Origin of the sequence: Mesorhizobium kowhaii (assembly GCF_042431665.1) — a bacterium.
Taxonomy (GTDB): domain Bacteria; phylum Pseudomonadota; class Alphaproteobacteria; order Rhizobiales; family Rhizobiaceae; genus Mesorhizobium; species Mesorhizobium kowhaii.
Genome location: NZ_JBHLYT010000044.1, coordinates 25277 through 48941, shown reverse-complemented (window position 1 = coordinate 48941; position 23665 = coordinate 25277). Strand labels below are relative to the sequence as shown.

The window sequence follows — 23665 nt, the reverse complement described above, 5'->3', positions numbered from 1 at the left end:
GCTGCGAGCGACAGGTTGGACAGCCAGACTCTGGCCTGTACGAATACGAACCATGCGGAGCCGCCTGGTTCGGCAAGGATTTCGCAAGACGTGCCGCAAGGATCAGGGTGAGCCAGGCGCTTGCCGGGGCAAACCAGCGCCCGAAGGGCTGGGAATGGAGGACAGGAGATGACGGACATGACGCACTCTGCGACGAACGGCCAGGCCGCGCAGACGAAAGCGGCAACCGTCAAAACCGCGCTCCGAACCAATACTAGCCGATCCAATATTGGCCGAACCGGCTTTTCCGCCCAAGGCCTCTACGATCCGCGCAACGAGCATGATGCCTGCGGCGTCGGCTTCATCGTCAACATGAAGGGCGTGAAGTCGCATCAGATCGTCAAGGACGGCCTTGCCGTGCTCGAAAACCTGACGCATCGCGGCGCCGTCGGCGCCGATCCGCTGGTCGGCGATGGCGCCGGCGTGCTGGTGCAGCTTCCAGACCGTTTCTTCCGCGAGGAGATGGCAGCCCAGGGCATCGAACTGCCGCCGGCGGGTCAGTACGGCGTCGGACACTGGTTCATGCCGCAGGACGCCGCCTTGCGCGCCCATATCGAGGACATCATCGCCGAATCGGCGCAGTCCGAGGGGCTTCCGCTCATCGGTTTCCGTGATGTGCCCGTCGACAATTCGTCGCTGTCGAAGGCGCCCGACATCGTGGCGTCCGAGCCGTTCCATCGGCAGGTCTTCATCGGCCGCACAGCCGACATTCCCGACGACGAGGAGTACGAGGCCAGGCTCTATCTGCTGCGTAAGGTCATATCGGGCCGCATCTACGCCGAGAACGACAACAAGGACATCGGCTCCTACTGCGTGTCGCTGTCGGCGCGCACCATCGTCTACAAGGGCATGTTCCTGGCCTATCAGGTCGGTGCCTATTACAAGGACCTGATCGATCCGCGCTTCGAAACCGCGCTGATCCTTGTCCACCAGCGTTTCTCGACCAACACCTTCCCGTCGTGGAAGCTGGCGCATCCCTACCGCATGGTCGCCCACAATGGCGAGATCAACACCGTGCGCGGCAACAACAACTGGATGGCGGCGCGACAGGCGTCCGTCGATTCCGAACTGTTCGGCAACAACATCTCGAAGCTGTGGCCGATTTCCTATGACGGCCAGTCCGACACCGCATGTTTCGACAATGCGCTCGAGTTTCTGTTCCAGGGCGGGTACAGCCTCAGCCACGCCATGATGATGCTGATCCCGGAAGCGTGGGCCGGCAACAAGCTCATGGATGCCGACCGCAAGGCCTTCTACGAATACCATGCTGCGCTGATGGAGCCGTGGGACGGACCGGCGGCGGTCGTCTTCACCGATGGCCGCCAGATCGGCGCCACGCTCGACCGCAACGGATTGCGCCCGGCGCGCTACATCGTCACCGACGATGACCGCGTCATCATGGCCTCGGAAGCCGGCGTGCTGCCGGTGCCGGAAGAGAAGATCGTCAAGAAGTGGCGGCTGCAGCCCGGCCGCATGCTGCTGATCGACCTGGAAAAGGGGCGGATTGTCTCCGACGAGGAGCTCAAGTCGGAGATCGCGACCAAGCATCCCTACAAGACCTGGCTCGCCAACACGCAGCTCATCCTCGAAGACCTGAAGCCGGTCGAGCCGCGCGCGCTGCGCAAGGATGTCAGCCTGCTCGATCGCCAGCAGGCGTTCGGCTACACCCAGGAAGACACCAAGCTGTTGATGTCGCCGATGGCGACGACAGGCCAGGAAGCCGTGGGCTCGATGGGCACCGATACGCCGATCTCGGCGATGTCGGACAAGTCGAAGCTGCTCTACACCTATTTCAAGCAGAACTTCGCCCAGGTCACCAACCCGCCGATCGACCCGATCCGCGAGGAACTGGTGATGAGCCTGGTGTCCTTCATCGGGCCGCGGCCGAACATCTTCGACCTGGTCGGCAATTCGCGCCGCAAGCGGCTCGAGGTGCGCCAGCCGATCCTGACCAATGGCGATCTGGAGAAGATACGCTCCATCGGCCACACCGAGGATCGCTTCGACACCAAGACGATCGACATCACCTACGGCTCGAATGAAGGGGCCGCGGGCATGCAGGGCGCCATCGACCGCTTGTGCGAGCGGGCGGAGGCGGCGGTCGCCGGTGGCTACAACATCATCATCCTGTCCGACCGCCAGGTCGGGCCGGACCGCATCGCTATCCCGGCGCTGCTGGCGACAGCTGCGGTGCATCACCACCTGATCCGCAAGGGGTTGCGCACCTCGGTCGGCCTCGTCGTCGAATCCGGCGAGCCGCGCGAAGTGCATCATTTCTGCTGCCTTGCCGGCTATGGCGCCGAGGCGATCAACCCGTACCTCGCCTTCGACACGCTGCTCGACATGCACAAGCGCGGCGAACTGCCGAAAGAGGTGGACGCCTACGAAGTCGTCACGCGCTACATCAAGTCGATCGGCAAGGGCATCCTGAAGGTGATGTCCAAGATGGGCATCTCGACCTACCAGTCCTATTGCGGCGCGCAGATTTTCGACGCCATCGGGCTGAAGACCGATTTCGTGCAGCAGTATTTCACCGGCACCGCGACGCTGATCGAAGGCGTCGGGCTGGACGAGATCGCAACCGAGACGCTCAGCCGCCACAATGATGGTTTCGGCAACGATCCGGTGCTGCGCAGCAGCCTCGAAGTCGGCGGCGAATACATGTTCCGCATGCGCGGCGAGGCGCATATGTGGTCGCCGGACGCGGTCGCAACCTTGCAGCACGCCGTGCGCCAGGGCTCGTGGGAGACGTTCAAGGACTATTCCGCCCAGATCGACAGCGAGACGGCCCGCGCCCAGACCATTCGCGGCCTGTTCAGGATCAAGCTGGCGGAAGAAACCGGCCGCAACAAGGTTGCGCTCGACGACGTCATGTCGGCGGCCGACATCGTCAAGCGGTTCTCGACCGGGGCGATGTCTTTCGGCTCGATCTCGCGTGAGGCGCACACCACGCTGGCGCGCGCCATGAACGCCATCGGCGGCAAGTCGAACACCGGCGAGGGCGGCGAAGAGGCTGACCGCTATCTGCCGCTGCCCGGTGGCGGCAAGAACCCCGAACGCTCGGCGATCAAGCAGATCGCCTCGGGCCGTTTCGGCGTGACGGCCGAATATCTCGTCAATTCCGACATGATGCAGATCAAGGTGGCGCAAGGTGCCAAGCCCGGCGAGGGCGGACAGTTGCCTGGCCACAAGGTCGACGCGACCATCGCCAAGGTCAGGCATTCGACGCCGGGTGTCGGCCTGATCTCGCCGCCGCCGCACCACGACATCTATTCGATCGAGGATCTGGCGCAGCTGATCTACGATCTGAAGAACGTCAACCCGGCGGCCGACGTGTCGGTCAAGCTGGTGTCGGAAGTCGGTGTCGGCACGGTTGCGGCGGGCGTCGCCAAGGCGCGCGCCGACCACATCACCATCTCTGGCTATGATGGCGGCACCGGTGCCTCGCCGCTGACTTCGCTCAAGCACGCCGGCAGCCCATGGGAAATGGGCCTTGCCGAGACGCACCAGACGCTGGTGCTGAACGGTCTGCGTTCGCGCGTGGCGCTGCAGGTCGATGGCGGTCTGCGCACCGGCCGCGACGTCATCGTCGGCGCGCTGCTCGGCGCCGATGAGTTCGGCTTCTCGACCGCGCCGCTGATCGCGGCCGGCTGCATCATGATGCGCAAGTGCCATCTCAACACCTGCCCGGTCGGCGTGGCGACGCAGGACCCGGTGCTGCGCAAGCGCTTCAAGGGCACGCCCGAGCATGTCATCAACTTCTTCTTCTACGTGGCGGAAGAGGTGAGGGAGCTGCTCGCCGAAATGGGCTACACCCATATCGACCAGATCATCGGCGACACCGACCTTCTGGAAAAGCGCGACCTGATCGTGCACTGGAAGGCGCGCGGGCTCGATTTCTCGAAGATGTTCTTCAAGCCCGATGCGCCGCATGAAGCGGTGCACTGGACCGAACGCCAGAAGCATCCGATCGACGACGTGCTCGACCGCAAGCTGATCGAACTGGCCAAGCCGGCGCTCGAAAGCAAGCAGCCGGTCAAGATCGAGGTCGACATCCGCAATGTCGATCGCTCGGCCGGCGCCATGCTGTCGGGCGAAGTGGCCAAGCGCTTCAAGCACAAGGGCCTGCGCGAGGATACGATCTCCGTAAAGCTGACCGGCACCGCCGGCCAGTCCTTCGGCGCCTTCCTGGCGCGCGGTATCTCGTTCGAGCTTGTCGGCGCCGGCAACGACTATGTCGGCAAGGGCCTGTCGGGCGGGCGTATCGTCATCCGGCCACCGGAAGAGGCCAAGATCGTTGCGGCGGAGTCCATCATCGTCGGCAACACGGTGCTTTATGGCGCGACCGAGGGCGAGGCCTATTTCGCCGGCGTCGCCGGCGAACGCTTCGCCGTGCGCAATTCGGGTGTTGCCGCCGTTGTCGAGGGCGTCGGCGACCATGGCTGCGAATACATGACCGGCGGTATCGTCGTCGTCATCGGTAAAACCGGCCGCAACTTCGCCGCCGGCATGTCGGGCGGCGTCGCCTATGTGCTGGACGAGGCGGGCGATTTCGCCGAGCGCTGCAACATGGCGATGGTCGAGCTGGAACCGGTTCCGGAAGAAGACGACCTGATGGAAAGGCTGCTGCACCATGGCGGCGATCTCGACCACAAGGGTCGCGTCGACGTGTCAGGCGACATGACCAGCCATGACGAGGAGCGGCTCTACCAGCTGATCTCCAACCATGTGCACTACACCGGTTCGGTGCGTGGCCGCGAAATCCTCGACGACTGGACGACTTTCCGGCCGAAATTCCGCAAGATCATGCCGGTCGAATACCGCCGCGCACTGATCGAGATGGAACGCATGCGCATGGGCGTGGCGGCGGAATAGACTTATGCGTTGCCGGGAGGCTCAGGTTTCCCGGCCACTTTCATCGACAGTTTGACCTCGAAGGCAAGGTTGCCATGGCTGCCTCAAGAGGTTAACGGGTGCGGCGAAAACCGCACCATCTGGACAGCAGGAACTGGACTATGGGCAAGGTAACAGGCTTTCTCGAAATCGACCGGCAGGTGCACAAGTACCAGCCGGCCTCCGACCGCATCCGGCATTTCCGCGAATTCACGCTGCCGATGTCGGACAAGGAGGTCGAGAAACAGGCCGCGCGCTGCATGGATTGCGGCATTCCGTTCTGCCATGGGCCGACGGGCTGCCCGATCCACAACCAGATCCCGGACTGGAACGACCTCGTCTACAATGGCGACTGGGACAACGCGATCCGCAACCTGCATTCGACCAACAACTTCCCGGAGTTCACCGGCCGCATCTGCCCCGCGCCCTGCGAGGAAGCCTGCACGCTGAACCTCGAGGACATTCCCGTCGCCATCAAGACGGTCGAGCAGGCGATCGCCGACAAGGCCTATGAGACCGGCCATATCAGGCCCTATCCGCCGGAGAAGAAGACCGGCAAGCGCGTCGCCGTCATCGGCTCCGGCCCGGCCGGCATGGCGGCTGCCCAGCAGCTTGGCCGCGCCGGCCACGACGTCCATGTCTATGAGCGCGAAAGCCGGCCGGGCGGGCTGATGCGCTACGGCATTCCCGACTTCAAGATCGAGAAGCACTATATCGACCGGCGCATCGAGCAGATGCAGGGCGAGGGCGTGACCTTCCATTGCGGCGTCAATGTCGGTGTCGACAAGAAGGTCAGCGAGCTGCTCGCCGAACATGATGCCGTGCTTTATTGCGGCGGTTCCGAAACGCCGCGCGCGGCCGGCATTCCCGGCGACGATCTCGGCGGCGTGCATGATGCGATGCCCTATCTGGTGCAGCAGAACAGACGCGTCGGCGGCGAGCCGATCCAGTCGGTCGCCTGGCCGTCGCATCCGATCATCGCCGGCGGCCAGCATGTCGTCGTCGTCGGCGGCGGCGATACCGCGTCCGACTGCGTCGGTACTGCCTTCCGCCAGGGTGCGGTGCGCGTCACCCAGCTCGACATCCGCCCGCAGCCGCCGGAGAAGGAAGACAAGCTTTCGGTCTGGCCCTACTGGGCGACCAAGATGCGCACCTCGTCCTCGCAGGCCGAAGGGGCGGAGCGTGAATTCCAGGTGGCGACACTCGAATTCATCGGCGAGGAAGGCCAGCTGACCGGCGTCAAGTGCTGCGAGGTCGACGAGAAGCGCAAGCCGATCCTCGGCACCGAATTCGTCATCCGCGCCGATCTCGCTTTCATCGCCATCGGCTTTGCCGGCCCGACGACCGCCGGCCTGGTTAAGGAATTGGACGGCCAGATGAAGATCGTCACCGACAGCCGCCGTTCCAGGAATGTCGAAGCCAATGACCGCGACTACAGGACCAGCGTCGACAGGCTCTATGCGGCCGGCGACGTGCGTCGCGGCCAGTCGCTGGTCGTCTGGGCGATCCGCGAGGGCCGCCAGGCAGCGCGTTCGATCGACGAAGCATTGATGGGGTCGACCGTACTGCCCAGCTGAGCCTCAGAGCGCTCTGCGATACCTAAGGGTTGATCGCTGTTGTCGTGTCGGGTGCGGCTGCCGCCGCAGCAGGCTGCGTCCGGGGTGGCCAGGAGAAATCGTCAGCGCGACCGGGCGAGGCATTCGGTGCCTTGCCCTCGACCACCAATTTTTCGCCGGGCAGATCCGGATTGGCCTTTGCCGGCGGTGCTGCGCCCAGGAGTTCGGAACCGCCATCGAGCGCCGGATCGCTGAGCAGCATCGGCGCGGTGCGGTCGATGACGATGGGCGCGGCAGCCGGCCCCGGCGCCTCGACGGGCGCGCCCGCCGGCGCGGTCGCCGGAGCCACGCCCCCGGGCGCGGCGAGGCCGAGAATCTTCATCAGCGGCTTTTCGGTATAGAAGGCGAGCTTGCGCTTGCCGGCCTTCGACACGTTGATGCCGTCATCGGCACGCAGCCGCACCGGCTGGCCGTTCATGTCGGGACCGCTGGTGACGAAGGCGCCGTTCTCGTCGACGAAGCCGTCCCAGACGTCGACGAATTCGCCGCCATGGTTTTCAGCCGCCAGATGGTAGATGTCGTTGAAGGCCAGCATGTCCGAAGTCATCTTCGGCACCCGGAACGCCGGCATGCCAACCCACAGGAAGGGCACCTTGGCGTCGGCGATGGCCTTGCCGAGTGCATCGGTGCGCCGCTCATACTCCTTGGTCCAGTTCTCGGACCGGGGCTGCTCGCGCACATCCCCCACCTTCATCTGCTGACGGTCGTTGGAGCCCAGCATGACGACCACGGCGGCCGGTTTCTCGGTCTCGATCAGCGTCTTGATCTGCTCGGGCCAGTTGTAGAAGTCGTCGCGCACGAAGCCGGATGAACCATTGCTGCGAACGACGATCCTGATGCCGGTGTTTTCGGCAAAGGCGGTGTCGAGGCCTTCGGCAAGCCCGGACGCCATGAAATCGCCGACCACCAGGACGGTGCGGGCATCCGGGACTTTCTCGGCGATCGGTGTTTGCGGTTCGGCCGGTGCACGCGGGACGCGGGGTTTGCGCGGCTTTGGTTTCGCCTTCTGGATGTTCAGCGGCGGCTCGATCCGCTCGCTGCGGCGCGGGAACAAAAGGTCGCGCAACGACCAGCCGCTGTTTTGCTGCTCCTGCGCCATGGCCGGCGCATGGAAGGCGCCAGCCACGCCGACGGCGAGCACGACGACGGCCAGAATCAGCACCGGCATGCGACGAACTAGCCCTGCGATGCGCGCAGCCGAAGCCAATCGTTTCCTCCATCCCTTGGCGCACTTCTTTGAAGAGTCGCGTCGACTTTTCGAAGGGACATTGCGCCAAACCAGATTGCTACAGTGTCCGTTGCGCGTCCGAAAGGCCGCGTGGCACCGCAGGTGGCTCTATTTCTGCCGGAGCCACTTCAGCACTTCCATGCTCGGATAGCCGTCCTGGGTCAAGCCAGCCTTGGCCTGGAAGGCCATGATGGCGGTCTTCGAGCCGTCGCCGATCTTGCCATCGAATTTGCCGTCGTAGAGGCCGTGCTGGGAAAGCCGTTTCTGCAGCTCCTGCCTTTCCTCGAAGGTGAGCTTGGTGAAAGGCCGCTTCCAGTCCTGCACGAGACCGCTGGAACCGGCGATTTCGTCGGCAAGAAGACCGACGGCAAGCGCATATTTGTCGGCATTGTTGTAGGCCTTGATGACCGAGAAATTCTTGATCATCAGGAATGCTGGCCCGCCACGGCCATCCGGCACTTTCAGCGTCGCCTTGTCGGAGCCGTTCTTGAACGGCTTGCCGTTGGCCCTGACGACGCCGAGCGCCTGCCATTGCGACAGCGTCTTCGAGCCGCCGGGAAGTTTGCCGGCAGGCAGAGTGACCTCATAGCCCCAGGTCTTGCCGGCCTGCCAGCCATTCTTCTTCAACAAATTGGCGGCGGTGGCCAGCGCATCGGGGATCGAATTCCAGATGTCGCGCTTGCCGTTGCCGTCCATGTCGACGGCATAGTGCAGATAGCTGGTCGGGATGAACTGGGTGTGGCCCATGGCGCCGGCCCAGGATCCACTCAGATGGCTTTCGTCGATGTCGCCGGTCTGCAGGATCTTCAGCGCGGCGATCAGCTGGGTACGGGCGAATTTCGCCCGTTTCGGATCGGCATAGGCCAGGGTCGCCAGCGAGCGCACGACGTTGCGCATGATGTCGTCGCGCTTGAGGATCTCGCCATAGTTCGATTCCATCGACCAGATGGCGAGCAGGATGTAGCGGTCGACGCCGAACCTCGCCTCGATCCTGTCCAGCCACGGCTTCCATTTCTTGGCCATCTGCTGACCGACGGCGACAGACTGGTCATGGACGCGGTTGTCGAAATAGTCCCAGGCAGGTGCGGTGAATTCAGGCTGCGTACGTGCCTTTTCCAGCACCACCGGGTCGATATCCTTGATGTCCCTGAAGGCCTGGTCGTAGAGGGCACCGGAAACGCCGCTCTGCACGGCGGTGGCGCGGAAGCCGGCGACCCACTGCCGGAAACCGGCATCGGCGAAAGCGGGGCCGGCAGGCATCAGCAGGGCGAGCGAGAGGCTGGCTGCCGCGATGACGCTGGTAAAACGTTTTGCGGCACTGCGAACGGACATCTTTTCCTCCTTCTCTGTGTCAGGAAAGACCATTCATCGCCGAACCAGGTTAGGAATTAGTTTACCATAGGTGCCGCCGGGAACGAAAAGACGCCTCAAAGCTTTACCGGTGAACGTTCCCCCCTCACTCGTCCAGTAATCCTCAATTCCGGCGTGAAAATGTCTTGAAAAGGGGGATTGCGGAGCAGGCCATCAAACGGATAATTGACAGCATGAAGAGAGTTCGCAAGGCAGTCTTCCCGGTCGCCGGTCTCGGCACACGGTTTCTCCCGGCCACCAAGGCCATCCCCAAGGAAATGCTGACCGTCGTCGACCGGCCAGTCATCCAGTATGTGGTGGATGAGGCGCGCGAGGCCGGCATCGAGCATTTCATCTTCGTCACCGGCCGCAACAAGGCCGTCATCGAGGACCATTTCGACGTCCAGTTCGAGCTCTATGACACGCTTGCCCAACGCGGCAAGGACGACCAGCTCGCCCGCCTGCAGCGCCTGCAGCCGGCGCCGGGGCAGACCAGCTTCACCCGTCAGCAGGTGCCGATGGGGCTTGGACATGCAGTCTGGTGCGCGCGCGAACTGGTCGGCGACGAACCCTTCGCCCTTTTGTTGCCCGACATGATCATGCAGTCGGAAAAGAGCTGCATGAAGGAGATGGTCGAGCTTTACCAGGAAACCGGCAACAACATCATCGCGGTGCAGGAATGCGACCCGGCCGAAGCCCACAAATATGGCATCGTCGGCCGCGGCGAGGACACGCATCACGGTTTCCGCATCACCGAGATGGTGGAAAAGCCGAAGACCGGCACCGCGCCATCCAACCTCTACATCAACGGCCGCTACATCCTGCAGCCCGAGATCTTCAAGATCCTCGAAGGCCAGGAAAAGGGCGCCGGCAACGAGATCCAGCTCACCGACGCGATGCTGAAGCTGGAAAAGCAGCAGCCCTTCTATGGCTACCACTATCAGGGCCGTACCTTCGATTGCGGATCGCCGGAAGGGTTCGTCGAGGCCAATGTCGCCTTCGCGCTGTGGCGCAGCGACATGAACGAGAACATGGCCGGCGTCATCCGCACGCTTCTCGACGAGCTGAAGCCATCAGAGCGCCGCGGCGCAGCCTTCTAGAGGCTATGTCGACATTCAGGTGATGCCGGCCTGCGAGCGACGGTTTCCTGCGCTTCCCTGCTCACCTACCCAAACGTACGCTCCGCTCCGGTTCTCGGAATCCATCGCTCTCGGCGCGGCCTGATCTGAATCTCAACATATCCTTGGCGTGCAGGCCTTAGCGCTGCACCTTCACGCCGAGGAAGATGCTGTTGGCGGTGTAGTCGCGGCCCGGCAGGTTGCTGGTCAGCTTCTCGGTCCTCACCCGGGTGGTCAGGCCGGCATAGCGGTTCAGCCACCAGGTCAGGCCGGCCTCGGCGCTCAAGGTCATGTCATGGCCGTCGACGCCGATATAGTCGCGCCAGTCCAGGCCAAGAGCCGCATTTCCGGTGAGGTTGGCGCGGATCTGCCGCTCGCCCGTCAAGCGGCCTGAATAAAGGATATCGCCGCTTTGGTCGGCGGTGGTGGTGGGCTCGACGGTGGTCTGGCCGGTCAGGCCGATCGTGGTGCCGCGTTCCGGCGACCATTTGAGGTCGGCGTTGACTGTCGCACCTGAGATCGCCTCCAGGCTGTTGTCGTCGATCGCCTCCCTCAGCCAGCCGGCGGAGAACTCGCCCGCCAGCTTCTCGCCCATGTCGAGCTCAAGGCCGGCGCGTGCGCCGAGCCGCGTCGAGGAGCGCTCGAAGCCTTCATTGTCGATGCGTTGATCATAGGTCCGGCGGCCGATCTCGATTTCGGTGAAGGGGGTGAGTGCGGGAGAAATCTCGTAGCCGGTGCGCAAGGTCGCCGTGTAGAGCGTGGAGTCGCGATCCTTCTGCGACAATGAGGTGCCGTCCGAGAGCTCGGCGTCGCCATAAAAGTCGTGGGTGACCGCGCCGGTCAACGCATAGTGCATCTTGCCGGCTTCCTTTTCGATGCCGAGGCTGCCATTGACGGTCTGCCGTAGCGGCTGCGTGTTGACGCCCGCAATGGCGTCCGGGGAGGAGGCCGATTCCGGCACGGCCTCGTAGCCGAGCTTGGCGATGGCGCGCAGCTCGTTGTCGAGATCGACGTTGAACTGGCCTTCGATGCGGCCCTGCTCATCATGGACCGGGTAGCCCGATACGGTTTCGCGGAAAAGGCCATAGCCGTCGATCGTCGCCGAGTTCTCGCGCCAGTCGGAGGCGGCGGAAAAGCGCAGCGCCGTCTCGGACAGCAGCGCCGACTTGCCCGCACTGCTCGAATCGCCGTTCGACGTGGCGGTCAGGCCCTGTTCGATCGTCGGCCGAATGACGAAAGAACCCCATTTGACGCCGGTGGCGGCAAACGGATCGTCCTCGGCCTTCTTGTCCTGGCCTTCGATGGAGGCGGTGCGCTCGGCGCCCGGGTCGAGCTTCTGCCGGTCGACGCTGTCGATGGTGACGGCGCGGCGGTTGGCCGCCTCCTGATCCGCTTCGGTGGTGTCGGCGTCATCCGTGGTAGACGCAGTGGTGTCCGTGGTCGCGGTTGCGCCCGTGGTCGCGGTGGCGCCCGTGGTGGAAGTCGACTTTTTCTTCTTCGACTTGTCGGCCGCCTTGGCCTTGGCCTGATCCGCCGCATTTTGGCTGGCAGTTGATGGTCGGCGACGAGGCTTTGGCGGTGTGGGGGTGTCGGCGGAGGTATCGTCGGTGGCAGAAGGCGGATCGAACACGCTGCCGGTCGCGGTTGCGGCGTCCGTGTCGTCAGGCACCGCGCCGGCGCTGGCCGGCAGGTAGGTTCGTGCCGGCGCATTGTCCTGGGCGGCGCTGGTCGGCGCCTGCTGGCCTTGGGCTGCCAGAGCCAGCTGTCTCGCCTTGCGCTGCTGGTCGGTCAGGATCGCCGTTTCGGAGACCTCGCCGCGCAGCTCCGTTTCTTGGGCATGGAGCGCCGTCGGGCGCAGCAAGGCAAGCATGCTGGTCGCCAGCAGCAAGGCGCAGGCGGCCTTGCCCTTTCGTCTTCCTGATTTTTCTGGCTGGCCCCCGGACATCGTCACCACTGCTTGCGCGGCGCACGCGCGCCATACTTACCGAACCGTAAACGGGGATGGTTAACGGAGCGTTGAGGCCGCCGCCCGCCAGCGGCCTCAAGTGCCGATTTGCAAAGGGTTTCATGCGGCGTGCGTTAAGCCTTTTGTTTGCATGCTTGTCGTTGTCCCGAACCACAGTGGGGCCATTTCTGTTGGACAGGCGGGCGGCAACGCGCTAATCGCATCAGCCATGCATGCGGGATCCCTGAATAAGAAGCCTTTGGACAGGCAAGCGTCGATCGCTTCGGCGCTGAGAACGGTGGCAACGGAGCAGGCCGGAGTCGCGGCCCTTGCCGAGGCACTCGAGAACGGACTGGCCGGGCCTTTCGCCCAGGCCGTCGAGATGATCTCGAAGATCGAGGGCCGGCTCATCGTCACCGGCGTCGGCAAAAGCGGCCATATCGGTTCGAAGATCGCGGCGACGCTGGCCTCGACCGGCACACCAGCCTTTTTCGTCCATCCCGCCGAAGCCAATCACGGCGATCTCGGTATGATTGCCAGGGACGATGCCATCATCGCCATGTCGTGGTCGGGCGAGAGCAGGGAACTGATGGGCATTGTCGCCTATTCCAGGCGCTTCTCCATTCCGCTTATCGCCATCACCGCCGGAGAGACATCGGCGCTTGCGCGGGCAGCGGACGTCGTGCTGCTGCTGCCCCGCGCGCCTGAGGCCTGTCCACACGGCCTGGCGCCGACGACCTCGACGCTGTTGCAATTGGTGATGGGCGATGCGCTGGCGATCGCCCTGCTCGAAGCACGCGGCTTCACGCCGGACCATTTCCGTACCTTCCATCCCGGTGGCCAGCTCGGCGCCAACCTGACGCAGATCCACGAGATCATGCATGTCGGCGACAGGCTGCCACTGGTGGTCACGGGCACCGGCATGCAGGACGCCATCCTGGAACTGTCGCGCAAGGGATTTGGTTGCGTGGCGATCACCGACGCTGACGGCGCGCTGGTCGGCATCATCACCGATGGTGACATCCGCCGCCACATCGGCAGCAATCTGCTGGCGATGACGGTGGATCAGGTGATGACAAAAGGGCCGAAGACGGCAACGCCGGACACGTTGGTGGCGACGGCGCTGCAGACGATCAACGATTCAGCCATCACCAGCCTGATGGTGGTGGAAGGCAGACGGCCGGTTGGATTGATCCACCTGCACGACCTGCTGCGCATCGGCGCGGCCTGAACGTTCAGACCGCCTCCACGGTCAATTCCAGATCCGTGTCGGCCGCAGCCGTCACCCGCACCTGCGTGCCGGCCGGCAGGTCCGGGCCGGAGACACGCCACAGCGTATCGCCAAGCTTGATTCGGCCACGCCCGTCCCGGATCGGTTCGGCAAGCGTCGCCATCCTGCCGACCATCTGCGCGCCGCGCCGGTTGAGCAGCGGTTGGTCGGTCGGGTCATTGCGACCACCGACCAGTTTCTTGCCGACATAGGCCGAGACCAGCGACAGCGCCAGGAAGGCAAGGACCTGGACCTGCCAGGTCCAGAAACCGGCATCCCAGATCAGCAGCGACACGGCGCCGATGATCAGGGCGGCGATGCCGATCCACAGCATGAAGATGCCCGGCGCGATGATTTCCATCACCAGCAGGACGAAGCCCAGAACCATCCAGTTCCACGGGCCGAGTTCGGAAATGATGCGGTCCAACATGGGAGTGTGTCCCTCAGTTCTCGCTCGGGCGAACCACGGGCGGGCGGGCGGCTTGCCGGGCGGCACCGGCCGTGCCTTCGCTGCGGAAGACTTCCTTGGCGATTTCGCCGATACCGCCAAGCGTGCCGATCAGCGACGAGGCTTCCATCGGCATCAGCACGATCTTGCTGTTGGTGGCCGTGCCGATCTTGCCAAGCGCTTCGGTGTATTTCAGCGCCACGAAGTAGTTCAGCGCTTGCACATCGCCCTTGGAGATCGCTTCCGACACCACCTGCGTGGCCCGGGCTTCGGCTTCAGCCGAGCGTTCGCGCGCCTCGGCGTCGCGGAAGGCGGCTTCCTTGCGGCCCTCGGCCTCGAGGATCTGCGACTGCTTGAGGCCTTCGGCGGCGAGGATCTGTGCGCGCTTGTTGCGCTCGGCGGTCATCTGCCGGCCCATCGATTCGATGAGGTTGGCCGGCGGGTTGATGTCCTTGATCTCGACGCGGGTGATCTTGATGCCCCACGGATGCGCCGCTTCGTCGACGACGCGCAGCAGGCGCTCGTTGATGGCGTCGCGGTTCGACAACAGCTCGTCGAGGTCCATCGAGCCCATGACGGTACGGATGTTGGTCATCGTCAGGTTGAGGATGGCGTTCTGCAGGCCGGCAACCTGGTAGGCGGCCTGTGCCGCATTGAGGATCTGGTAGAAGGCGATGCCGTCGACGCCGACGATGGCGTTGTCCCGGGTGATGATTTCCTGGCTCGGAACGTCGAGCACCTGCTCCATCATGTTCATCTTGGCGCCGATGCGGTCGACGAAAGGCGTGATGAGATTGAGGCCTGGGCTCAGTGTCTTGGTGTAACGGCCAAAACGTTCCACCGTATAATTGTAACCTTGCGGGATTGTCCTGATGCCTTTGATCAGAAGCACCAATACCAGAAGGGCAAGCGCACCAATTGCAATGCCGAAACCACTGAAATCCATTTGGCTCTCCCTCAGACGCAGGCTGCGAAAGCCATTCTCGCGCGGCCGGCTTCACCAAAGACTTAAGTCTGTTTCAGATGCGTTACAATCAGGTGATGAGGGATTGTTTGTGGGTTTGCGATCAGCGGTTGAAGGCAAACAGCCTTGCATCCGTGTCGTCCGGCCCATTGATCGAAGCAGAGACAATCTTGGAAGCGATCTGCGAGAAGATGAGGCCGTTGCCGCCATAACCCATGACTCCGGAGGTGCTGCTCAACGGTCTCAGACCCAGCCGGACAGTTCGCGCCGCACCATTGCCTCGATCACCGCCATGCCCTCGGCGCTGTCGTTGAGGCAAGGAATGTGGGCGAAGTTCTTGCCGCCGGCGTGGTGAAAGGTCTCGGCCGCCTCGCGACCGATCTCGTCCAGCGTCTCGATGCAGTCGACCGAAAAGCCGGGATTGACGATGGCGATCGACTTGACGCCGTCCCTGCCCAGTTTCTCCACGGTCTTGTCGGTGTAGGGCTGCAGCCATTCCTGCGCGCCGAAGCGCGACTGGAAAGTGGTGATCAGCCTGTTCTCGCTCCAGCCGAGCTTTTCGCGCAGCAGACGCGTCGTCTCGAGGCAATGCGCATGGTAGGGATCGCCCTTGTCGGAATAGGGTTTCGGGATGCCGTGATAGGAGGTGATGACCACTTCCGGTTCGAAATCCAGCGTCGCCAGATGCCGCTCGATCGAACACGCGAGCGCTTCGATGTAAACCGGCTCGGCATAGTAAGGCGGCACGCTGCGGATGGCGGGTGCTGCCCGCATTGTCATCAAGGCGCGAAACAGCTGATCGTTGGCGGTGGCCGTCGTCGTCGCCGAATATTGCGGATAGAGCGGGAACGAAAGAATGCGGTCGCAGCCCTTTTCGACCAGCCCCTGGGCGACGCTCGCGGTTGAAGGATTGCCGTAGCGCATCGCCCAATCGACGACGACATCGGGCAGGTCGCGCAACGCCTCGGCCAGCTTTTCGCCCTGGGCGCGGGTGTAAGTGCGCAGCGGCGACTCGTTCCTCTCCCGGTTCCATATCCGGGCGTAGTTCGCGCCCGACGTCTTCGGCCGCCTGGTGAGCACCAGCCCATAGAGGATCGGATACCAGATCGCCCTGTTGAGCTCGATGACGCGCGGATCGGACAGGAATTCCCGGAGATAGCGCCACATTGGCTTGAAATCGGTGCCGTCCGGCGTGCCGAGGTTGACCAGCATGACACCGATCTTGCCAGCCTTGACCGGCGGATGCCCGGCGGGCAACGGGCCGCCGGCCTTCGCGGCTTTGGGATCGGCAGGGGTGGAAAGCGTCATAAGGGTTCTCCAGGAGACGCGAACCTAACCATCTTGCGCGCGCTTTCAATGCAGCGTCTGGCCGCACCTTAGCCTGAAAGCAGAAAACCCGCCCGGTTTCCCGGGCGGGCGCTGTCGTCGAAAGGGGCGAAGCGACGTTACTTTGCCGGGATGGTCAGGGTTGCGCCAAGCGCAAGCCGGTGAGGCCTTTGGCCCTTGTTGGCCTCATAGATCAGTTTCCATTTGGTCGCGTCGCCATAGGCCTTCTTTGCCAGGTCCCAATAGGTATCACCGGCAACGATCACATGGCTGCTTTCGGCGGGCGCGGCCTCGGCGGGCTTTGCCGGTTCGGCGGGGGCAGGTGCTGCGGGAGCAGGCGCAGCTTCGGCCGGCTTTGCAGGCTCGGCCGGCGCGGCAGGTGGCGCGGGTGGGGCTGGCGCTGTCTCTGTCGATATCGCCGGCGGCGTGTTGGCGATATCGCCCGAGTTGGCCGGCAATTCAGGCATTGCAGGCGCCGCCTCCGCAGGCTTGGCAGGCTCCGCCGCCGGTGCAGGGGCGGCCTCGGCGGGCTTTGCCGGTTCGGCAGGCTTGGCAGGCTCCGCTGCCGGAGCCGCAGGCGCTGCCGCGACGGTCGCGGCGATCTCCGTGATGCGGCCGTCGAGCTTCGGCGTGTAGGGCCGGTGCGCGCCGAGATAGTCGGCAACCACCTGTTCGAGGCCCGGACCGTAGTCATAGGCGTTCTTGGCCTTGTCGGCGAAGATCTTGTAGCCGTCGCCGCCCTGGCGGACATAGTTGTTGGTGGCGACGAGATAGTCCTTGTCCGGATTGATCGGCGTCCAGGTGCCGCCTTCCATCACTTCGACCGACTTGACGCGGCCTGCATTGGGCGCAACCGACTTGTCGAAGGAATATTTCAGGCCGGCGACCTGCGGGAAGCGGCCGGCGCCGTCCTCGATCTGGCTGAGGCCGTTCTCGAGGCCGGCCACCAGGTCCTTGCCGGAAATCTGGAAGGTGGCCAGCGTGTTCTGGAACGGCAGCACGGTCAGCACCTCGCCCATGGTGACGGTGCCCTTGTCGATCGAGGCTCGCAGCCCGCCGCCATTGGAAATGACGATCTCGACGCCCTGTCCCTTGACGCGGTCGAGGATGGCGTCGGAGACGAGGTTGCCCATCGCGCATTCACGGGTGCGGCAGTTCTCGCGGCTGCCGTCGATCGCGTCGGTGGTCTCGGCTACTTCCTTGTTCTTCAACGCTTCGATCGGCGCGCCAAGCTCCTTGATGCGGGCGAGCGCAGCCGGGTCGGGGGTGATCGACTTGTCGAGATAAATCGGGTCGCCGCTGGCCGATTTGACAACGCCATTGTCGTCGAACACCACCTTGAACTCGCCAAGATATTTGGAATAGGACGCCGCCTGCACGACCGGCACCTTGTAGCCGTCAGGATTGTCGACCATCGTCGGATAGGGGCCTTCCGCCTTCGGGTCGGTGTTCGACAGAAGCGAATGGCTGTGACCGCCGACAACCACATCGATGCCCGGGATCTTGGCAATGACGTCGCGCTCGCGCCTGTAGCCGATATGGGTCACGGCGATGATCTTGTTGACGCCTTCGCCTTTCAGCTTCTCGACCTCGGCGGTGATCGACTTGACGTCGTCCTCGATGGTGATGTTGGGGCCGGGGGAAGCGAGTTCGGGCGTGTCGTTGGTCACCGCGCCGATGATGCCGATCTTCTGGCCGCCGACCTCGACGACGATCGACGGCTTGACGCGATCGCCGAGCTTGGATTGCGCGTTGGCCTTCACATTGGCGCCGAGCACCGGGAACTTGATCATGTCGAGGAACGGCGCCAACGCCGTCTCGCCATCGTCGAATTCATGGTTGCCGAGCGCCATGGCGTCGAACTTCATCTCGTTGAGGAATTCGCCTTCGACCTTGCCTTTGTAGGTCGTGTAGAACAGCGATCCCTGGAAGTTGTCGCCGGCGCTGAGCAGCAGCACGTTCTGGCCTTCCAGCTTCTTGCGTTCCTGGGCGATCGCGGTGATCAGCCGGCCCGCGCCGCCGATGCACTCGCCCTTGGTCTCCTCGTCGGCCGAGCAGGTCGATTCATATTTGTTGTTGCCTTCGATGCGGCTGTGCCAGTCGTTGATGTGCAGGATGTTCAGAGTGTAGTCGGCAAAGGATGCGCCGGCTGACAGACCGAGCGTGGAGGCAGAGAGGGCGGCAATGGCAGCAAGTTTCTTCATCTTCGTCTCCCGGAAAGCTGATCAGAGGCGTTTAGCGCTCTTGCTTGACTGGAACATAACAGTCGGCGTTTTGGCCATGTTCCCATCGCGCTCCAGATGACGCAAGCGGAAATCCGGGGACTTTTGCCGGCATAAAAAAGGACGGCGGCCATTGGCCGCCGTCCCTGGGGAAGCGAATGATCGCCGGTTCAGGTGCGCCGTGTCAGCACGAAGTTCTGCCCGCTGGAGCTGGTGCAGTTGAGCTGGCTTGTCGACACCATCAGGCAGTTGAAGCTGACCGCGGTCTGGCGGATCAGCGACGTGCCATTGATCTGCACCGACGTGGCGCCGGTCATGGTGTAGCTGCCATCGGCAAGCTTCTGGCCGGTGTCGGTGGCGACGGTCGTGAAGGTGCCGCTGGCGAAGGTCGAAAGGCCGGTGCCCTTGGCATCGATCCAGGAGCCTTCGACGCCTTTCGGCGAAGCCGCCATCGGCGGTTCGTCGGGGCCGCTGGTCGCACAGGCAGCAAGCATCGTCGCAATGGCACCCGCCACACTCATCGAAAGAACTTTGCGCGCAATAGTCATATGAAAATCCTCTCCTCAGTCCGCACCCCTTCAATCGCCCGATTTCCAGGCGATTGCAAGGCAATGGAGTATCCCGAGCAGGCCGCTATCGGACGAGGATGTTGCGGAATTGCCACGGATCGCTGCGGTCGAGGTCTTCCGCGAACAGGCCGGGCCGATTGTCGAGGGGCGTCCAGTCGGTGTAGTGGCCCTTGACCGGCCCCAGATATTGGGACTGCACTTCGAGGCAGCGCCTGTAGTCCATCTCGTCGGCCTCGACGATGCCGGCCTCGGGGTTTTCCAGAGCCCAGACCATGCCGGCGAGAACCGCCGATGTGACCTGCATGCCAGTGGCGTTCTGATAGGGCGCCAGCTTGCGCGCGTCGGCCAGCGACAGATGCGAGCCGTACCAGTAGGCGTTCTTGTCGTGGCCGTAGAGCAGAACGCCAAGCTCGTCGACGCCGTCAACCAGCTCGTTCTCGTCGAGCACGTGATAAGCCGCCTGTGCCTTGCCGGCGGCGCCGAAGATCTCGTGCATCGACAGTACGGCGTCGTTGCAGGGATGGTAGGCATAGTGGCAGGTCGGGCGGTAATGCACCTTGCCCTTCTTGGAGCGCACGGTGAAGAAATCGGCGATCGAGATCGCCTCGTTGTGCGTCACCAGGAAGCCGTATTGCGGTCCGGGCGTCGGGCACCATGAGCGCACACGCGTGTTGGCGCCGGGCTGCTCCAGGTAGATGGCGGCCTTCGAGCCATGCTTGTGCTTCCTGGCGTTCTTCGGCATCCATTTCTCATGCGTGCCCCAGCCGAGCTCGGCCGGCTGCATACCTTCCGAAACAAAACCTTCGACCGACCAGGTGTTCCAGAATACATCCATCGGCTTCGGCTTCTTGGTGCGCTGGGTGTCGCGCTCGGCGATGTGGATGCCCTTGATCCCGGCCTTCTTCATCAGCTTGGCCCAGCCCTCGCGGTCGTCCTGCGTGGGCTCCGAAAACTCGAGGCCGAGATCGGTGGCGAGGTTGACCAGCGCTTGCTTGACGAACCACGAGACCATGCCGGGATTGGCGCCGCAGGTGGAGACCGCCGTCGCGCCGCCGGGCTTGTCGTGCTTTTCCTTGATCATCGCTTCGCGCAGCGCATAGTTGGTGCGGCTGGCATTGTCGGCCTTGGCATCGAAATAGAACCCAAGCCATGGTTCGATGACAGTGTCGATGTACAGCACGCCGAGCTTGCGGCACAGCCGCATCAGATCCACCGAGCCGGTATCGACCGACAGGTTGATGCAAAAGCCCTGGCCGCCGCCACCGGTCAGAAGCGGCGTCAAAAGCTTCTTGTAGTTCTTCTCGGTCACCGCTTCCTGGACGAAGGCGATGCCGCGCTCGTCGAGCAGCTTGCGATCGGTGTCGCGCGGGTCGATGACCGTCATGCGCGACTTGTCGAACTTGAAATGGCGTTCGATCAGCGGCAGCGTTCCCCGGCCGATCGAGCCGAAGCCGATCATCACGACAGGGCCGGTGATCTCGCCGTAAACGGGCCAGTTTTCGGTCGCCATTTTTTCGAGCACTCCTTCAAAACCCAGGAAACTGGGAAAACACACACAAAACCGGGCATTTTTGCCCGGCGGCCATGCGCTACATCACAGATCATTGTCACAAACCAGCGAAAAGCGCCAACCGGAGGCTACGCGTCATTGGCCATGTGGTTAAGGACGGCGATCAGCCGGTCGCGGTCCGATGTCAGGCCCTTGTAGTCGAGCTGGGCGAGATCGAGCGCTTCGAGCTGCGCGGCGAAAGACGCTGCGAGCTTCGCCCGATCCGGATGCCGCGCGAGCACGGCGAGCGGGTCGAGATGGATGCGAATGGTGAACAGGATATCGCACGAGACCGGCAGTTTGCGCAGCGTCTGCCGTTCGACGCGGATGAAGGCATGGGCGCCGACGTCGCCATCCGGAAACCGCGACGGGCGGTTGGTGGCGCGGTCGGTGCGCTGCAGATCGGAGAGCGGATGGTAGAGCGCGTTATCAGACTGGATCGACCAGTTGTAGCGCTCGACCGCCTGGCCCTGAAGACCGTCGAACATGCGGTTGATCAGTTCGGCCGGGCGGGTGCCCGGACCGAAACCCGGCACCGGCGCGTGGATATCCTGCAGCGGCCGACCGAATTTCTCGACCAGCAGCCAGGATGAGGGAAAGCACAGCGAGCCGGCGACGAGCCGCCAGCCGCTGTCGTTGCGGCGCATCAGGATCAGGTCTTCCTGGATGAGCAGGGAGGCGGCGACGAGCGGTGCGTCGCCGAGACCGGAAGGGATGGTGAAATGGCTCTCCGTGCCCACGGCCTCGACGCCCGCGGCGGTGCGCCGATAGGTGTCGGGAAATCTTTCCGGCAGATGCGCGCCGAGCAATTCGAGCACTTCCTGCTGGGCGTCCCGCGTGCCGTCCTCCTCGACGAAAACCCGCTCGGGGATTTCGGCATAGAGCCGGCGCTTCTCGGCGAGATACGGCAGCAGATGGTCGTCGACCTCGATCCAGTCTGCCGGATCGAGCGGCTTCAGCCCGATGCTGAACAGTTTTGACGAGTCGTCATAGGGCGTGTGAGTCGGCAGCGCCTCGGCCAAGCTCATGCTTCCCTGAATGTGTCCAGGCCGGCGGTGGTCATCCGCGCCAGGAACTCGATGACTTCATAGTCGGCCGCGTTTGCCATGGCGAAGGGATCCGCTGCCAGCCTGGCGTCGAGGACTTCGCGCGGGCATTGCGCGATGATGATGCCGCCGGTTCTCGGTTTCTTCGGCCCGGAGGCGACGAAGATGCCGTCCGCATAGCAGGCCTTCAGCCATTCGACATGCGCCGCCTGCAAGCGATCGATCTCGGTCAGCGGCACCTTGTAGTTCAGCGAAACGACGAACATAGCATTCTCCCGGTCATGCCAATTTTGCGGGAATCAAGCCGCGCAGCGAATTGCCGACGAACAGCGCCTTGGCCGACCGCAGATCGCCGTAGCTGTAGATCGCTTCGCGGGCGCGGCCTTCATCCAGAAGCTCGGCGCGCAATACGCCAGGCAGCAAGCCGCAGTCGAGCCGCGGCGTCGCCAGCATGCCATCGCCAAGATCGGCGAAGACATTGGTGATGGTGCCTTCGCAGATCTCGCCGCGCTCATTGGCCAGCAGCACCTCGTCGGCCTGGGTGATGAGATATTCGGAGCGGGCGTGGCTGTAGAGCTGGCGCCGGCTGGTCTTGTGGCGCAGCAGCGTGTCGTGCGAATCGAGCCTTGTCCGCGCCAGCCGCAGCGTCCAGACCTTGTCGGCGGCGAGCGGTTCATAGGGCTGTGCCGAGGCGGTCGCTTCGCCGTCGCGCGACAAAGCGAGGCGCGTGCGCAACGCGATGCCGGATCCGCTGACCGCATCGCCGAGCACCTCGCCGATCCTTTGCGGGTCGCAGGCAAAGCCGAGTTCCGCTGCCGAGCCATAGAGGCGGGCAAGGTGGCGATCGAAGCGCAGGAAGCCCGAGCCGGGTTCCCAGCGCATGGTCTCGATCAGTTGGAAGTCGGCGGTGTTCCCGTCGCGAAGCGCGCTTTCAGCAGACACTCCTGATACTCCTCCTCAGCCGTCGAATCGAAGACGACGCCGCCGCCGACATTGTAGACGGCCTCGCCGCCGGAAAAGAGCGAGATGGTGCGGATCGCCACGGAAAAGCGCATCGTGCCGCCGGGCGCGATCCAGCCGATGGCGCCGCAATAGGTGTCGCGCGGCGTGCCTTCCAGATCGTGCAGGATTTCCATGGCACGGATTTTTGGCGCGCCGGTGATCGAGCCGCACGGAAACAGCGCCGCGAAGATCTGACGGATGCTGAGACCCGGCAGCAACTTCGCCCTGACGTCGCTCACCATCTGGTGGACGGTCGGATAGGTCTCGATGCGGAACAGCGCCGGCACCTCCAGCGTACCGACCTCGCTGATCAGCGAGATATCGTTGCGCAGGAGATCGACGATCATCCGGTTTTCGGCCTGGTTCTTCTCGTCGTTGCGCAGGAAGATCTTCTGCCGCTCGTCCTCGACCTTGGTGGCGCCGCGCGGTGCGGTACCCTTCATCGGATGCGTCTCGATCATGTCTGAGGCGTCGATCTCGAAGAACAGTTCGGGCGAGCGCGACAGCACGATGGGATCACCGAGCGCGACCAGCGCGCCATATTTCACCGGCTGGCGTTCGGTCAGCGCATCGAAGGCGGCGAGCGGGTCACCCGACCATTGCGCATGAATGGGAAAGGTCAGGTTGCCCTGGTAGCAATCGCCTTGCCTGATGTGCTGGTGCAGCCGCGAGAACCGCTTCTCGTAGTCCTCGAGCGACCATGTCGCCCGGGCATCGAAGATCGGGCCATTGGTCGCCGCTGCGTTGCGGGGCGGCACCGCCTCTTCGACCGGCGCATCGAAAACCCCCAGGCAGACCAGCGGGGCACGGCGTTCGCCCGGCAGCAAGGGAACAAGCTTGGGTTCGAGCAGGTAGCCCGCTTCATAGGAGAAATAGCCGGCCAGCCATTTGCCGGCGTCGTGCGCGGCTTGCGCCGCCGCCAGCGCCGGCAGGAAATCCTTTGCCTCATGCGCCACGATGATGTCGGCCGGCCGGTCGAAAACGAGCTGGTGCGCGCTTTCGTCGTTGCGGAAAATTGCGGCGGGCAGGGACATGGGACTCGGATGCTGCGGTCAATGAAGCCGTCGACCGCTCTATATG

At 63.7% G+C, this 23665-nt stretch carries 18 protein-coding genes; 4 read left to right on the top strand and 14 right to left on the bottom strand.

The features are described from left to right. Window positions 1-168: 168 nt before the first annotated feature. Both gltB and ACFFNA_RS24310 read left to right on the top strand, forming a co-directional pair. Window positions 169-4914, top strand: a complete 4746-nt coding sequence (gltB, locus tag ACFFNA_RS24315) for a glutamate synthase large subunit (protein WP_111548673.1) — start codon at window positions 169-171, stop codon at window positions 4912-4914. A gap of 140 nt (window positions 4915-5054) precedes the next feature. Further along, window positions 5055-6509, top strand: a complete 1455-nt coding sequence (locus ACFFNA_RS24310; protein ID WP_111548672.1) for a glutamate synthase subunit beta — start codon at window positions 5055-5057, stop codon at window positions 6507-6509. Between the two features lie 22 nt (window positions 6510-6531). Here the strand turns inward: ACFFNA_RS24310 and ACFFNA_RS24305 are convergent, their stop codons facing one another. Continuing rightward, window positions 6532-7755, bottom strand: coding sequence for an SGNH/GDSL hydrolase family protein (locus ACFFNA_RS24305; RefSeq protein ID WP_378922197.1), 1224 nt, complete (start codon window positions 7753-7755; stop codon window positions 6532-6534). Window positions 7756-7884: 129 nt separating this feature from the next. Further along, window positions 7885-9108 carry a lytic murein transglycosylase gene (locus ACFFNA_RS24300; protein WP_378922196.1) on the bottom strand — a complete coding sequence of 408 codons (1224 nt, stop codon included), beginning with the start codon at window positions 9106-9108 and terminating at the stop codon, window positions 7885-7887. A 212-nt stretch (window positions 9109-9320) separates the two neighbouring features. Between ACFFNA_RS24300 and galU the strand changes: the two genes are divergently transcribed. Then, window positions 9321-10226 carry a UTP--glucose-1-phosphate uridylyltransferase GalU gene (galU, locus tag ACFFNA_RS24295; RefSeq protein WP_378922194.1) on the top strand — a complete coding sequence of 302 codons (906 nt, stop codon included), beginning with the start codon at window positions 9321-9323 and terminating at the stop codon, window positions 10224-10226. Between the two features lie 157 nt (window positions 10227-10383). On the opposite strand, the gene ACFFNA_RS24290 is transcribed toward galU, so the two are convergent. Continuing rightward, window positions 10384-12189 (bottom strand): outer membrane beta-barrel protein, encoded by a 1806-nt coding sequence (locus tag ACFFNA_RS24290; RefSeq protein ID WP_378922192.1) that lies wholly within the window; start codon window positions 12187-12189, stop codon window positions 10384-10386. A gap of 229 nt (window positions 12190-12418) precedes the next feature. On the opposite strand from ACFFNA_RS24290, the gene ACFFNA_RS24285 reads away from it, so the two are divergent. Then, entirely contained in the window at window positions 12419-13420 is a 1002-nt protein-coding gene (locus ACFFNA_RS24285; protein ID WP_378922190.1) for a KpsF/GutQ family sugar-phosphate isomerase, read from the top strand. A 4-nt stretch (window positions 13421-13424) separates the two neighbouring features. Here ACFFNA_RS24285 and ACFFNA_RS24280 read toward each other — a convergent pair whose 3' ends face one another. The 11 genes from ACFFNA_RS24280 to ACFFNA_RS24230 all read right to left on the bottom strand — a co-directional run bounded on the left by ACFFNA_RS24280 (window position 13425) and on the right by ACFFNA_RS24230 (window position 23619). Continuing rightward, entirely contained in the window at window positions 13425-13889 is a 465-nt protein-coding gene (locus ACFFNA_RS24280) for an NfeD family protein (RefSeq protein ID WP_378922188.1), read from the bottom strand. A gap of 13 nt (window positions 13890-13902) precedes the next feature. Next, window positions 13903-14853 (bottom strand): SPFH domain-containing protein, encoded by a 951-nt coding sequence (locus ACFFNA_RS24275; RefSeq protein ID WP_111548665.1) that lies wholly within the window; start codon window positions 14851-14853, stop codon window positions 13903-13905. A gap of 121 nt (window positions 14854-14974) precedes the next feature. Continuing rightward, the gene (locus tag ACFFNA_RS24270; RefSeq protein ID WP_378922185.1) at window positions 14975-15109 is read right to left on the bottom strand and encodes a hypothetical protein; all 135 of its coding nucleotides are present in this window, start codon (window positions 15107-15109) and stop codon (window positions 14975-14977) included. 5 nt (window positions 15110-15114) lie between these two features. Further along, window positions 15115-16179 (bottom strand): ferrochelatase, encoded by a 1065-nt coding sequence (hemH, locus tag ACFFNA_RS24265; protein ID WP_378922183.1) that lies wholly within the window; start codon window positions 16177-16179, stop codon window positions 15115-15117. Window positions 16180-16316: 137 nt separating this feature from the next. Next, complete coding sequence (locus ACFFNA_RS24260; protein WP_378922181.1) at window positions 16317-18401, bottom strand: 5'-nucleotidase C-terminal domain-containing protein; 2085 nt, start codon at window positions 18399-18401, stop codon at window positions 16317-16319. A 188-nt stretch (window positions 18402-18589) separates the two neighbouring features. Further along, window positions 18590-18967 carry an outer membrane lipoprotein Omp10 gene (gene omp10, locus ACFFNA_RS24255; protein WP_111548661.1) on the bottom strand — a complete coding sequence of 126 codons (378 nt, stop codon included), beginning with the start codon at window positions 18965-18967 and terminating at the stop codon, window positions 18590-18592. An 85-nt stretch (window positions 18968-19052) separates the two neighbouring features. Next, window positions 19053-20498 carry a homospermidine synthase gene (locus ACFFNA_RS24250; protein WP_378922179.1) on the bottom strand — a complete coding sequence of 482 codons (1446 nt, stop codon included), beginning with the start codon at window positions 20496-20498 and terminating at the stop codon, window positions 19053-19055. A 128-nt stretch (window positions 20499-20626) separates the two neighbouring features. After that, the gene (locus ACFFNA_RS24245; protein ID WP_378922177.1) at window positions 20627-21565 is read right to left on the bottom strand and encodes a heme-dependent oxidative N-demethylase family protein; all 939 of its coding nucleotides are present in this window, start codon (window positions 21563-21565) and stop codon (window positions 20627-20629) included. Continuing rightward, on the bottom strand, window positions 21562-21849 hold the full coding sequence (locus ACFFNA_RS24240) for a YciI family protein (RefSeq protein ID WP_111548658.1): 288 nt from the start codon (window positions 21847-21849) through the stop codon (window positions 21562-21564). Before ACFFNA_RS24240 ends, ACFFNA_RS24245 begins: the two co-directional genes overlap by 4 nt. A 13-nt stretch (window positions 21850-21862) precedes the next feature. Further along, window positions 21863-22525 (bottom strand): aminotransferase class IV family protein, encoded by a 663-nt coding sequence (locus ACFFNA_RS24235; RefSeq protein WP_378922175.1) that lies wholly within the window; start codon window positions 22523-22525, stop codon window positions 21863-21865. After that, window positions 22474-23619, bottom strand: coding sequence for an aminodeoxychorismate synthase component I (locus tag ACFFNA_RS24230; protein WP_378922173.1), 1146 nt, complete (start codon window positions 23617-23619; stop codon window positions 22474-22476). The genes ACFFNA_RS24235 and ACFFNA_RS24230 overlap by 52 nt, the downstream gene beginning before the upstream one ends. Window positions 23620-23665: the final 46 nt, after the last annotated feature.